The organism is Nocardia pseudobrasiliensis NBRC 108224, from assembly GCF_001613105.1.
In the GTDB taxonomy this organism is placed as follows: Bacteria; Actinomycetota; Actinomycetes; order Mycobacteriales; family Mycobacteriaceae; genus Nocardia; species Nocardia pseudobrasiliensis.
Map to the genome: position 1 here is coordinate 93,057 of NZ_BDBS01000034.1, position 13,439 is coordinate 106,495.

Annotated in this window: 12 protein-coding genes; 10 read left to right on the forward strand and 2 right to left on the reverse strand. The window is 67.7% G+C overall.

What is annotated here, in order from left to right; all coding sequences use genetic code 11:
• Positions 1 to 4: 4 nt before the first annotated feature.
• Positions 5 to 1,804: a gamma-glutamyltransferase family protein gene (locus NP4_RS26185; RefSeq protein ID WP_068003114.1), complete on the reverse strand. Its 1,800-nt coding sequence runs from the start codon at positions 1,802 to 1,804 to the stop codon at positions 5 to 7.
• Between the two features lie 17 nt (positions 1,805 to 1,821).
• Positions 1,822 to 3,264, reverse strand: coding sequence for an FAD-binding protein (locus tag NP4_RS26190; RefSeq protein WP_245998508.1), 1,443 nt, complete (start codon positions 3,262 to 3,264; stop codon positions 1,822 to 1,824).
• A 214-nt stretch (positions 3,265 to 3,478) separates the two neighbouring features.
• Between NP4_RS26190 and NP4_RS26195 the strand changes: the two genes are divergently transcribed.
• From NP4_RS26195 to NP4_RS26240, 10 genes are all read left to right on the forward strand, one after another.
• Complete coding sequence (locus tag NP4_RS26195; RefSeq protein WP_068003117.1) at positions 3,479 to 4,648, forward strand: MFS transporter; 1,170 nt, start codon at positions 3,479 to 3,481, stop codon at positions 4,646 to 4,648.
• A 108-nt stretch (positions 4,649 to 4,756) separates the two neighbouring features.
• Positions 4,757 to 5,227 carry a VOC family protein gene (locus NP4_RS26200; protein ID WP_068003120.1) on the forward strand — a complete coding sequence of 157 codons (471 nt, stop codon included), beginning with the start codon at positions 4,757 to 4,759 and terminating at the stop codon, positions 5,225 to 5,227.
• Positions 5,224 to 6,093, forward strand: a complete 870-nt coding sequence (locus NP4_RS26205) for a 3-methyl-L-tyrosine peroxygenase-related protein (protein WP_245998502.1) — start codon at positions 5,224 to 5,226, stop codon at positions 6,091 to 6,093. Before NP4_RS26200 ends, NP4_RS26205 begins: the two co-directional genes overlap by 4 nt.
• Complete coding sequence (locus tag NP4_RS26210) at positions 6,090 to 6,983, forward strand: LLM class flavin-dependent oxidoreductase (RefSeq protein ID WP_068003124.1); 894 nt, start codon at positions 6,090 to 6,092, stop codon at positions 6,981 to 6,983. Before NP4_RS26205 ends, NP4_RS26210 begins: the two co-directional genes overlap by 4 nt.
• Complete coding sequence (locus tag NP4_RS26215) at positions 6,974 to 7,795, forward strand: PhzF family phenazine biosynthesis protein (RefSeq protein ID WP_068003127.1); 822 nt, start codon at positions 6,974 to 6,976, stop codon at positions 7,793 to 7,795. Before NP4_RS26210 ends, NP4_RS26215 begins: the two co-directional genes overlap by 10 nt.
• Positions 7,792 to 8,943 (forward strand): aminotransferase class V-fold PLP-dependent enzyme, encoded by a 1,152-nt coding sequence (locus NP4_RS26220; RefSeq protein WP_068003129.1) that lies wholly within the window; start codon positions 7,792 to 7,794, stop codon positions 8,941 to 8,943. Before NP4_RS26215 ends, NP4_RS26220 begins: the two co-directional genes overlap by 4 nt.
• The gene (locus NP4_RS26225) at positions 8,940 to 9,740 is read left to right on the forward strand and encodes a tryptophan 2,3-dioxygenase (RefSeq protein ID WP_068003132.1); all 801 of its coding nucleotides are present in this window, start codon (positions 8,940 to 8,942) and stop codon (positions 9,738 to 9,740) included. Before NP4_RS26220 ends, NP4_RS26225 begins: the two co-directional genes overlap by 4 nt.
• Before the next feature lie 23 nt (positions 9,741 to 9,763).
• Positions 9,764 to 10,828, forward strand: coding sequence for a methyltransferase (locus NP4_RS26230; RefSeq protein ID WP_068003135.1), 1,065 nt, complete (start codon positions 9,764 to 9,766; stop codon positions 10,826 to 10,828).
• A complete protein-coding gene (locus tag NP4_RS26235; protein ID WP_068003137.1) occupies positions 10,821 to 11,672 on the forward strand; it encodes an alpha/beta hydrolase in 852 nt (283 codons plus the stop codon). The genes NP4_RS26230 and NP4_RS26235 overlap by 8 nt, the downstream gene beginning before the upstream one ends.
• On the forward strand, positions 11,669 to 13,438 hold the full coding sequence (locus NP4_RS26240; protein ID WP_068003140.1) for a non-ribosomal peptide synthetase: 1,770 nt from the start codon (positions 11,669 to 11,671) through the stop codon (positions 13,436 to 13,438). The genes NP4_RS26235 and NP4_RS26240 overlap by 4 nt, the downstream gene beginning before the upstream one ends.
• Position 13,439 lies beyond the last annotated feature (1 nt).

Below are 13,439 nucleotides of genomic sequence, written 5' to 3' on the forward strand. Positions count from 1 at the left end.
TCCTTCATTCGCAGACGGCGTAGGCGTGCCGGGCCTTGGGGCTCGCGGCCGCCCGGACGAATGCGCCGTCGTCGGTGAATCCGGTCGCGCACACCCGGCCCAGCGTGTAGGCCGGGACGAGTTCCACCCGATGGCCGCGGCGCTCGAGTTCGGCCACGGTCGCCGGATCGCAGGTGTCCTCGGCGACCAGCACCCCGGGTCGATGGGCGTGGGGGGTGAACGAGGCCGGTACCTGATCGGTGTGGAAGGCCGTGGTCTCGGTCGCGTGCTGGAAGTCCAGCCCGAAATCGGCGACGTTGAGAAAGAACTGCAGCGTCCACTGGTCCTGCCGGTCGCCGCCGGGGGTGCCGAAGGCCACGAAGGGCCTGCCGTCGCGCAAAACCACGCTCGGGCTCAGCGTCGTGCGCGGCCGTTTACCGGGTGCGAGCGAATTCGGGTGCCCCTCGGTGAGATACAGGCATTGGCCACGCGTACCGAGCGGGAAGCCGAGGCCGCCGATCGCGGGGGAGCTCTTGAGCCAGCCGCCGCTGGGGGTCGCGGCGACCATATTGCCGTGCCGGTCGACCGCGGTGACCGTGCAGGTGTCGTTCTTGGTGGTGGTGGCCGCGAGAATCGTCGGTAATCCGTTGCGCAGCTGCGACATCCACTCCGAGGAGGCCTCGGTTTCGTCCGGCGGGGGCGGTTCGGGAACGAAGGAGTCGCGCCCGCCGGGGGTACCGGGTCGTAGCGTCGTCGCCGCACGCGCGTCGACCAGTGCGCGGCGGGCACGGGTGTAGTCGGCGTCGAGCAGGTCCGCCAACGGCACATCGCTGAAGTCGGGATCGCCGTACCAGGCCTCGCGATCGGCCATGGCGAGTTTGGTGCATTCGATCACGGTGTGCATGTAATCCGCACTGCCCGAACCCATTCGGGTCAGATCGAAGCCGTCCAGCAGCGCGATCTGCTGCAGAAACACCGGACCCTGCGACCACGGTCCCGGTTTGAAGACCTGATAGGGCCCGTAGCCGTGGCTGGGTGCGGTCTCCACCGTCGCCTCCCACCGGGCCAGATCGTCCGCGTCGAGCAGTCCCCGATGCCGCCGCCCGGTCGCGTCGAGCATCGGACCCGAGGCCAGGAATTCGGAGATCTCCTCGGCGACAAAGCCTTTGTAGAACGCGTCGTGGGCCGCCCGGATCTGCGCGTCCCGGTCGGGCGAGGCCGATTCGGCCGCCTTGATCAGGCGCTGATAGGTGTGCGCGAGCGCGGGATTGCGGAATCGGCTCCCGGCCGCGGGCGCGACGCCGCCGCGCAGATAGGTCTCCCCGGAGCCGGGCCACTCCTCGCGGAACAGCGGGGCGAGTACCTCGATGGCGCGGGCGGTCTCCGGCAGCAGCGGAAATCCGTTCTCCGCGTACCCGATCGCCGGTTCCAGCACATCCGCCAGGCGCATGGTCCCGAATTCGCCGAGCAGCCGCATCCAGCCGCCGAACGCGCCCGGCACGCAGGCCGACAGCAGTCCGGAACCGGGTATGGCGTCGAGGCCCAGCTCTTTGAATGTCTCGATGCCGATGGCACGCGGCATCGGCCCCTGACCGCAGATCGCCTGCACATCGTCACGTCCGGCCCGATGGGCCACGATGGAGATATCGCCGCCGGGGCCGTTGAAATGCGGCTCCACGACCTGCAGGACGAATCCGGCGGCCACGGCGGCGTCGAATGCGTTGCCGCCCTTGGCCAGAATGCGCATCCCGGCCGCGGAGGCGAGCCAATGCGTACTGGCGACGGCGCCGTTGGTCCCGATCAACTCGGGCTTGGATGGAGGCATGCGCTCGCTCCTTGCTGTCAGTCGTCCTGGAAGATGCCGAGGCCCTGGGCGAGAATGCCGCTCGGGTCGTATGTGGTCTTCGCCGCGCGGAAGGCGGGCCAGCGCTCGCCGTAGTGCGCGCGCCAGTCGTCGGCGTTCAATCGCAGCGAGCCGATCGGATAGAGCACGGCCCCATAGTGTTTGCGGGCCCGGGCGTAGAGGCGGTCGTTGCGATCGAGCATGTCGGCCACGAATTCCGGATCCGCGTCCGCAGTCTCGGCGACGGTATTGATATCGAGCACGAATACCCACGGCGATCCGTCCGGCTCGGGCAGCGGCGGCAGCGGTCGCGAAATCCGGTCGCGCCGTTGCGGATACAGCAGGCTGATCCCGAACGGACCGATATCGCGGGCGGACAGCGCCGACTGCACCTCATCGACGTAGTCCTCGACCACCGAACCGCCGAGCCACACGTCGTACCAGGGTTTGACCAGCCGGTCCCACTCCACCGTCTCGCGCATACCGTCGACGAGCCGATCGATGGAGAAGGCGTAGTCCAGATAGGTGGTGTCGTCGATGGTCGGCGCGGTGGTCAGATCGGCGGCGGCCGCGGCGTCGTCGGGCGGGGCGTCCGGATCGTAGAGGACGGTCGCGTACAGCTTGTGGGTCGGGCTGGACTGCGGTGAGTACAGCTCGGCGTAGATGTGATCGATCGCCGGACGGTCGAGCAGGGTGCGCAGATCGCGGAAGAACCGCGCGTTGTCGGTGTATTCCAGCACGTAGGTGCGGGCCCGCTCGCGGGCCGGTTCGAGTTCGACCACGGCCTTGGTGATCACACCGCACTGGCCCAGTCCGCCGAGTACCGCCTCGAACAGGTCGGATTTTCGCTCGGGAGAGCAGCGTTCGATGTCGCCGGTCCCGGTGACGACCTCGAGTTCGCGGACGTGATCGATCTGTAGCCCGGTGCGCAGCGCGCCGACCAGCCCGCCCAGCCCGCCGACCGACAACGTTCCGCCCACGGTCAGCGAGGTGTAACCGGTGAGCGCGGGCGGTGTGCGGCGCGGGGAACGCTCGTAGGCCGCGAGCAGCAGATCCTTCCAGAAGATTCCGGCGTCCACCTCGGCGACGTCCGGGCCGATCGAGTGAATGCGGTCGAGGCAATGGTTCTCGATGAGCAGCCCCTCGGACAGACCCTGTCCGAGGGTGGTGTGCGCATTGCCTCGCGTCGACACGGCGATGCCGTAGGTGCGGCAGAAGCGGATCATCTCGGCGATGTCCTCGGCCGAACCGGGCCGCAATACCGCGGACGGCTTGTGCACGGCGATATTTCCCAGATCGGTGGCCACCGCCGCGCGGGCCGCGTCGTCGAGGAGTAATTCGCCCTCGAGCGTGGGCACGGCGGCGAAGGACGAACCCGCGGTGGTGGCGGGACCGGTGACCCATCGTCGCGCAATCGGATCGAATCCCGCGATATCGGACACGGCAAACTCCTTTCGGCGCAATGGATTCAGGCTATCCAGATCACCGTGTCCGATACATTCAGAGGAACTTCAAATCTCTGTCAGAATCCTTTGAAGAGGTTGGAAACGGGTTTAGGGTGGGTGGTCATGAGCACCGTGGGATTCGATTGGCAATTCAGGTCTTTCGGCAATCGGTGGAGCGCCTTCGCCCCGCCCGCGAACAGTTGAGGTCGCCATGCCTTTCGCCGTCTACATACTGGGGCTTGGCGTATTCTGCCTCAACACAACGGAAATCATGGTGGCCGGGCTGATACCCGGTATCTCCGGCGATCTCGGTGTGTCCATCGCCGCCGTGGGCTATCTCGTCTCGATCTTCGCCGTCGGCATGGTCGTCGGCGGTCCACTGCTGATCGTCGGATTGTCGCGGGTGCCGCAGAAGCGTTCGCTGGTCTGGCTGCTGGTGGTGTTCGTGGCCGGGCAGACGCTGGGTGCGCTGGCGCACGCCTACTGGGTGCTGGTGATCGCGCGGGTGCTGACCGCACTGGCCGCCTCGGCGTTCTTCGGGGTGGGTGCGGCGGTCTGTGTGCGCCTGGTCGGAGCGCAGCGGCGCGGGCGGGCGATGTCGGTGCTCTACGGCGGCATGATGGTCGCCCAGGTCGTCGGCCTGCCGGTGGCCACCTTCATCCAGCAGCACTTCGGGTGGCGGGCGAGTTTCTGGATCGTCGATGTCCTGGCGGTGGTGTGCATCGCCGCGGTCGTGTGGAAGGTGCCCGCCGGCGGCGACATCCAGACCCTCGATCCCGGCGCCGAGATCGCGGCCTTCCGCAATCTGCGGCTGTGGGGCGCCTATGCGACCAATGCTCTGGTCATCGGATCGGTCGTGGCCGGATTCACCTATCTGTCACCGATTTACACCGATGCCGCCCATTTCTCGGCGTCGACGGTGCCGGTGCTGTTCGCCGCGTACGGGATCGCCACGGTGGTGGGCAATGCCATCGTCGGCCGGTACGCGGATCGGTATATGCGCCCGATCCTGTTCGGCGGCCTGATCGCCCTGACACTGGTCCTCGCGGGCTTCGCCCTCGCGGTCTCCTATCAGGCGCCGACGGTGATCGCGACCGTCCTGCTGGGCCTGATCGGCCTGCCGCTCAATCCGGCCATGGCCGCGCGGGTGATGTCGGTATCCAATGAGGGCGCGCTGGTCAATACCGTCAACGGTTCCGCGATCAATGTCGGCGTGGTCATCGGCCCGTGGCTCGGCGGTCTGGGCATCAGTGCCGGACTGGGTCTTTCGGCCCCGCTGTGGATCGGTTCGGCCATGGCGCTGTGCGGATTGCTCACCCTCGCACCGGATCTGCGGTGGCGAACCACCGAGTCTCGTCCGGCATCGAAAGAAGCTGTCTGACAACAACTTGACAGTTTCTCGAGGTCCATTTGATTGCCCCGGACGTCACCGCCGACCGACGATGAAAGCGCCGGCACGACGAGCGCATTCGCGACGGAAGGGCATCCGATGGACCTGTTGGACATCGCGCCGAGATTCCACCACCTCGCCATTCAAACCGACGATGTGGAGGCCACCATCCGGTGGTATCGGGAATTCCTCGGCGCCACGGTCGAGTGGCGACTCGACAGTTTCTCGCCCCTGACCCACGCGCGCCTGCCCGGTATCGAGAAGCTGGCCGAGGTGAAATCCGGCGGTATGCGATTCCACGTCTTCGACCGGGCCGAGCACAATCAGGACGGTCCCGATCCGCTGGGCTATCAGTTCCAGCATGTGGGGATCACCGTGCGCCGCGCCGAGGATCTGGTCGAACTGCGGCGGCGCTGGCTCTCGGTGCGCGAGCGCATCGATATCCGCTGGGCGCGCAGCGATCCCCCCTCGGAGATCGTGACCGACGCCGACGGGATGCAGAGCCTGTATGTCCTGGATCCCAATGGCCTGGAACTCGAATTCATCTATTTTCCGGGGGACGGATCGTGAATCGTGACCATCGTCCCCCCGCACTGCACGCCCGATTGCTGTTCCTGCCGCCGATCGGCCGCCCCTTCGAATCCTCGACCGACTCCGATACCGCGGTCACCGGCCGCGACGAGGCGGACTACAGGGTCTACGGCATCCGCCCGGCCGAGGTGCAGCGGCTGTTCTGGTATCGCTGGATCGCGGGCCATCAGATCTCGTTTCTGCTGTGGCGGGCCATGTGCGATGTGGTCGGGCGCTACCCCGACGGCGTGCCGCCCGAGCGCGAACTCGAGGTGCTGGCCGCCTGTGTCGACGGGTACAGCGCGGTGCTGCTGTACTCCTCCACCGTTCCCCGCGACCACTACCACGCCTACACCCGGGTGCGCATGGCCCTGCAGCATCCCTCGTTCAGCGGGACCTGGGCGCCGGATTACCGGCCGATCCGCAGGCTGTTCCGCGGCCGATTCCCGTGGCAGGACGATCCGTCCTGCGCGCGGCTCGGAGAAGCCTTGGCGCGCAATGGGACAACTCACGACCACATCGCCGATCACCTGGTGCCGGACGGTCGATCGCTGCTGCAGCGCTCCGCCGGTGCGCCCGGGGTGAGCGTCTCGCGGGAGAAGGAGGATCTCTACGACAACTTCTTCCTGACGGTGCGGCGCCCGACCGCGCACGCCGAATTCGTCGCCCAACTCGATTCGCGCATCGGCGATTTCGCGGCGGATCTGCGGTACCACGGGCTGTATCCGCTCGTCGACGGGCGGCATCATCCGGTGGTTCCCGAGACGTCGAATGTCATGGAGCCCCTGGTACCCGGCATGGTGCGGGTGCTGGATCGGGCGGCCCGGCTGGTGTCGGAGTTGCGGCTCGAGGATGTGCGCCCATGAAACACGGCATCGCGATACTGCCCGAATACGAATGGAAGCTCGCCGCCGAACGCTGGCGCGCCGCCGAACAACTCGGCTATCACCACGCGTGGACCTATGACCATCTGATGTGGCGCTGGTTCGCCGATCGCCGGTGGTACGGCTCGATTCCGACCCTCACCGCGGCGGCCACGGTCACCGACGCCATCGGCCTCGGCGTGCTCGTGGCGACCCCGAACTTCCGTCATCCGGTCGCATTCGCCAAGGAGCTCGGTACCGTCGACGATATCGCCGGCGGCCGACTGATCTGCGGATTGGGCTGCGGCGCACCGGGGTACGACGCGAGTATGTTCGGCGGTCCGGATCTGGGCCCGCGCGAACGCGCCGACCGATTCGAGGCCTTCGTCGAACTGCTCGACGAGGTGCTCGTGCACGGCACGGTGAATCGGTCCTCGCGCTGGTACACCGCCTCGGGTGTGAACTTCCACCCGCGCGCCGCGGACGGGCGGCGGTTGCCGTTCGCGATCGCCGCGACCGGACCGCGGGGGATGGCCCTGGCCGCCCGGCACGCGCGGCACTGGATCACCTCCGGACCGCCCAATGACTTCCGCATGCGGCCGCTGGCCGAGATCGTGCCGGTGCTGCGAAAACAGGTGCGCGCCATGGAATCCGCCTGCGAGCGAGCGGGCCGGGATCCGGCCGACCTCGCGCGGATATTCGTGGCCGACGCCGCGGCCGGGGGGATCACCCGGTCGCTGGCCGCCTACGAGGACGCGGTGGGTGTGCTCGAGCAGATCGGTATCACCGATCTGGTCGTGCACTGGCCCCGTCCCGATCAGCCGTATCAGGGCGACGAACGAGTCGTCGTCGAATTCGCCGAGAAGTATTTGGCAGGTAAGCGATGCGTGTGACGACTGTGGATATGTTCGGGACCGCACCCGGCCGGGGCAGCCTGCTCGATGTGCTGGTCCCGGAGAACGAGGCCGAGCCGGTCGCGGCGGTGATCGCGCACGCCCGGGAGACCGAGGCGATCGAAAGCGTACTGGTGACCGAATCATCCCGCGCGGAGCGGACTTTCGGATCCCGGATCTTCAATGCCGACGGGGAGACGCCCTTCGCCACCCATTCGGTGGCCGGAGTCGCCGCCTGGCTGGTCCGGGCGGATCTACTGGACGCGGGCGAGGTCGGGCGCACCAACCCGGCCGGACCGCAATGGCTGTGGACCGATGGTCATCGAGTGCGCGTGCCATTCGACGGACCCGTTGTGCACCAGCGGATTCCGCACGATCCGGCGGAGTTCGGCCCGTACGAGGGCACATCCCATGCCGGTGGGGTGGGCCGGGCGTTCAACTTCGTGCGCGTCACCGAGGATCCGCGCGCGCTGCCGGTTCCGGACCTGGATCGCATGCGGGACTCGGAGCTCACCGATCTCACCTTCTTTCGCTGGGATCCGGATCGGCGGGAGGTGCTGGCCCGAGTGTTCGCCCCCGGCTTCGGAATTCCCGAGGACACCGGATGTCTGCCCGCCGCCGCCGCGCTCGGCCTGGCCGCCCTCGAACTGTCCGACGGCGCGGGCGCGCCGGTGAGCGTGCGACAGGTGACGCGCCACGGCACCGAATCGGTCTTCGGCTGCGACGGCTCGATCCGTGACGGCGTCGCGCGGATGCGCGTCGCCGGGCGGATCTGGATGACCGACGACGAGAAAGGCGGGCAGGCTTCATGATTCGGCCGCAGGATTACGCCACCGAGGGCGCTGTCCATCTGAACGGGAACTCACTGGGGCCGCCCCTGCGCACGCTGGCGGGCGAACTCGAGCGCTTCGTTTCCGAGCAGTGGGCGCGCAGACAGGTGCGGGGCTGGTGGCAGGACGGCTGGTTGGATCTGCCTCGCACGATCGGCGACAAGTTGGCCGCCCTGCTCGGGGCGGCTCCGGGTCAGATCGTGGTCGCCGGGGAGACGACCTCCTCGACGCTGTTCAACGTGCTGGTGGCCGCGTGCCGCCTACGCCCGGATCGGCCGGTGCTGCTGATCGAGGCGGAATCGTTCCCGACCGATCTGTACATCGCCGATTCGGTGGCTCGGCTGCTGGGTCGCCGGACGGTCGTCGAATCCCGATCGGGTTTCGACCTTTTCCTGCGCGAACGCGGAAACGAGGTGGCCGCCGCGGTGGCCGCGCCCGTGGATTTCCGCACCGGCGAGCGACGCGAGATCGGCCCGACCACCGCGCTGTGCCACGAATACGGCGCGCTGTCGGTGTGGGATCTCAGCCATGCCGCGGGCGTGCTGCCGGTCGATCTCGACGACAATCGGGTCGATCTCGCGATCGGCTGCGGTTACAAATACCTCGGCGGTGGACCGGGCGCACCGGCGTTCACCTATGTGCCCGAACGCCTGCAGTCGCGGATCGACTTCCCGCTGTCGGGCTGGCACGGGCATGCGCGCATGTTCGAGATGTCGCCGACCTTCACCCCCGCCGATGGTATCGACCGGGCGCGCACGGGCACACCGCCGGTGCTCGGCCTGGTCGGCCTGAACCACGCCCTCGATCCACTGGTCGAGGTCGGTATCGACGAACTGCGCAGGCGCAGTGGCGAACTCGGCGAGTACTTCCTCGGCCAGCTGCGGCGGCGTCGCCCGGACCTGGCCGCGCGGCTGGCCTCGCCGAAAGATCCGGACCGGCGCGGTGGACATCTCGCGCTGCGAATCCCCGAGGCCGAGAAGGTCGAGGCCGTGCTCGCCGAGCGCGGCGTGCACATCGACTCCCGGCCGCCGGATCTGATCCGCCTCGCCTTCGCGCCGCTGTATGTGACCGAGGAGCAACTGCGCCGCGCGGTCGAGGCGCTGTGCGAAGCCGTGGAAGGAGTGCGATGACCAGGGCAGCCGAATACACGACCCCCGAATATGTGGCCTACGCGCGAATGGACCGGTTGCACGAATTGGCACGGCCGCGCAGCGAGGCCCGGGGTGAGCTCAATTTCATTCTGATCAGCCACGTCAAGGAACTGCTGTTTCGCGCGGTGACCGATGATCTGGACACCGCCCGCGCCGCTTTGGAAGGCGACGAGGTCGCCGAGGCTTGTCTCGCCCTGGCCCGGGCGACGCGCACCCAGCGGGTACTCGTCGCCTGCTGGGAATCCATGAACGGCATGTCGGTCGACGAATTCGTCGCCTTCCGGCACGTACTGGGCGATGCGTCGGGCGTGCAATCCTTCGCCTATCGGGTCCTGGAATTCGTCCTGGGTAATCGGCCCGCCCATCAGGTGGAGGCCGCGCACGCGGACGGTCATCCACTGCCCATCGCCGAATTGGCGCGGCCCTCGCTGTACGACGTGGTGCTGCGGTACCTCGCGCGGCAGGGTTTTTCGGTGCCCGCCGAATGCCTTACGAAATCGCCGGAGCGCCAGCACGAATCGAATCCACTCGTCGAGGACGTATGGCTGGAGATCTACCGCCACCGCGAGCGGTATCCGCAGGCGCATCGTCTGGCGGAGTGCCTGCTGGAGGTCGCCTATCAATTCTCCCGCTGGCGCGCGACCCATCTGCTCGTCGTCGAACGCATGCTCGGTGGCAAGAGCGGAACCGCGGGCACCGACGGCGCGCCCTGGCTGCGCGCCGTCAACGAGCACCGCTTCTTCCCGGAGCTGTGGACATTTCGAACTCGGCTGTAAAGATCTGGAGGAATACGATCACGATGACAGAATTCGAGACCGGAACGACCGCGCCGGTCGATCTCAGCTCGCTGGTCCCGGTGTTGTTCGGGTTCGCCGCATTTCAGCAATTGCGGGCGGCCTCGGAACTGCAACTGTTCGAATATCTCGACCTCAACGGACCGTCCACCAGCGATCAGGCCGCCACGGGACTCGGACTGCCCGGTAAATCGGCGCGCATGCTGCTGCTGGGCACGACGGCACTGGGACTGACCGAGCGGGAGGCCGACCGGTACAGCCTGAGCTCGACGCTGCGCGCCGCGATGCGCGACGGCGCCTGGCCGCTGATCCGCAATATCATCGACTTCCAGCACCGGCTGTCCTATCTGCCCGCCAAGGAATACGCCGAATCACTGCGCACCGGAAAGAATCTCGGGCTCAAACATCTACCCGGCGCCGGCGACGATCTGTACACCCGGCTCGAACAGACGCCGGAACTCGAGAATCTGTTCTTCCGGGGCATGCACTCCTGGTCGGAGCTGTCCAATCCCGTACTGCTGCGCCAGGTCGACTACACCGGTGTGCGCCGGATTCTCGATGTCGGCGGTGGGGACGCGGTGAACGCGATCTCGCTGGCGCGGGCCCATCCGCAGCTGCGCGCAACGGTTTTCGACCTCGAGGGCGCGGTGCAGGTGGCGCGCGACAATATCGCCACCGCCGGACTCGGCGACCGGATCGATGTGGTCGCGGGCGATATGTTCGGCGATCCGCTGCCCACCGGATACGACGCGGTGCTGTTCGCGCATCAGTTCGTCATCTGGTCGCCGGAGCAGAACCGGGCGCTGCTCAAACGGGCCTTCGACGCGCTGCCGCCGGGCGGGCGGGTGCTGGTGTTCAATGCCTTCGCCGACGACGACGGGCGCGGGCCGCTCTACACCGCGCTGGACAATGTGTACTTCGCGACGCTGCCGTCGGAGGAATCGACGATCTATCCGTGGCGTGAGCACGAGGAGTGGCTCGCCTCAGCGGGTTTCGCCGATATCACCCGAATCCACAATGCGGGCTGGACACCGCACGGGGTCATCGAAGGACGTAAGCCCGATGCGTGAGATCGACCGCGAATACTCGCCCAGTTCGGTCGCCCGCGATCCGGCCGGATCGCTGCGGCGGTACCGGGCGCGCGGTGACGACGCGCGGTCGCGGCTCGATGTGCACGTGGCCGTGCGCTACGGCGAGGAGCGCGGCGAACGCTGCCATGTGTTCCCGGCCGTACCGCCCGGCACGCGGGGACCCGAGACCGCGGCGCTGGTGTTCGTGCACGGCGGGCACTGGCAGGAATCCGGTATCGAGGACGCCTGTTTCGCGGCCGAACCGACCGTCGCGCAGGGCTGCGCCTATGTGGCCGTTGGCTATGGTCTCGCCCCATCGCGCACCATGCCCGAGATGATCGCCTCGGTCGCGCGGGCGCTGGACTGGGTGGTCACCGCGGGCGCGCTGTTCGGCATCGATCCACACCGGGTGCATGTGGCGGGCAGCAGCGCCGGTGCGCATCTGCTGGCCGCGGCGCTGTCGGCGGGTGCGGCGCCCCGGGTTCGCAGCGCCTGCCTGCTGAGCGGGCTCTACGACCTGACCGAGATCCCCCGAACCTATATCAACGACGCGCTCGGGCTGACCCCCGAACTGGCCCGCGATTGCAGTCCGCTGCGCATGTCCGCGCCGCGCTGCGATTCGGTGCTGCTCGCCGCCGGGCGCCACGAGACGCCCACCTATCTGCGCCAGCAGGCGCGGTATGCGGAATACCTTTCCACACAGTCGATTCCGGTCACCGAACAGATCGTGCCCGACCGGGATCACTTCGATCTGCCATTGGATCTGGCGGATCCGTCGACTCCGTTCGGCCGGATCAGCCTGAACCACATCGGCCTAGAAGGGACGGTGACATCGGCGCGATGAAACACCCTCTCACCACCACCGAGACGATTGTCGACGCATTCGAGCGGACCGCGCGCGAGCATGCCGGGCGCGAGGCCGTCTCCGACGGCGTGACAACGCTGACCTACGCCGAACTGGCCGCGTGTGCGAGCCGCATCGCGCGGGCGCTGCGCGAGCGCGGCCTGACGCCGGGGGACCGGGTCGGGGTGCACCTCGACCGCGGTCCGACCACCTATCAGCTGTTCCTGGGCATCCTCGGGGCCGGGCTGGTGGTGGTGCCGTTCAATCCCGCGCATCCACCGGAACACAAGGCGCGCATGATCGAGGCCGCCGAACCGGCCCTGACAGTGATCGACTCGACCGAGCCGCCCGCCGGAATTCCGCCCGAGAACTGCCTGCCGGTAACCGAATTGCTCTCCGCCGCGGCCGATTCGGTCGAGGAGACGATAAGCCCCGGCATCGACGCGGAAGCGCCCGCCTTCATCCTGTTCACCTCGGGCTCGACCGGCGTGCCCAAGGGCGTGGTGATTGCCCATCGCGGAATCGCCCGGGTCGCAAGGCATCTGACCGGATTCACCCCCGGGCCCGAGGATCGGTTCCTGCAATTGGCGCAACCGGCCTTCGCCGCCTCGACGACCGATATCTGGACCTGCCTGCTGCGCGGCGGTCGACTCACCGTCGCACCGCAGGAGGTCCCGCCGCTGGGCTCGCTGGCCCGGCTCATCGTGCGCGAGCGGATCACGGTGCTGAATCTGTCGGTGGGCCTGTTCAATCTGCTCGTCGAACATCATCCCCAGGCCATCGCCCAGGCGCGCACGGTGATCGTCAGCGGCGACTTCCCCTCGGCCGCTCACCTCGAGCGCGCGCTCGAGGTGGTCGAGGGCGATCTGTTCAATGCCTTCGGCTGTACGGAGAACTCCGCGCTGACCGCCGTGCACAAGGTCACCCCGGCCGAGGTGTCGGAGGCCGAGATTCCGGTCGGGCGGCCGATGCCGACCGTCGAAATGACCGTACGTGACGAATATTTCGACCGGTGCCCGCCCGGGCGGATCGGCGAACTGTGTATCGCCGGAGACGGTGTGGCACTGGGATATCTGGGCGATCCGGATCTGACCGAACGCAAATTCGTCCGGCACGAGGGCAAGCGACTGCTGCGCACCGGTGATCTGGCCAAGGTGACCGAGAGCGGTGAGATCGTGCTCGCCGGTCGCACCGATCAGATGCTGAAGGTGCGCGGCTTCCGCGTCGAGCCGCGACATGTCGAGGTGACGGCCGAGGCGTTCCCGGGTGTGGAACAGGCCGTCGTGCTCGGCGTGCCGAGCGGGGGACCGGCCGATCAGCTGGTGATGTGGTGTGTGCCGACGCCCGGACACGAACTGTCGCAACGCGATCTCGCCGAACATCTGCGGGCCCGGCTACCCGACTACATGGTGCCGTCCATGGTGCTCATCCGGGAAGCCTTCCCGCGCAATGCCAATGGCAAGATCGATCGCCGCGAGCTGGCCGCGCAGTTCGAGGCGCGCGCCGCCGAGCGAGACGGTTCGGGCGGCGATCAGGATCGGTTGGCGACGCTCATTCGCTCGACGCTGGTGGAGGTCACGGGGTACCAGCAGATCGGCCTGGATGTCGGTCTGATCGAAAGCGGCGTCACCTCACTGCATTTGATCGATCTGGGGGCGCGGCTCGAGGATGTCGTGGGCGTCGCGATGGCTCCCGACGAGATCGTCGGCGTGGGCACGGTGCGCGGGGTGGCCGATCTGATTCGCGACAAGCGGACGCGAGGCTGAC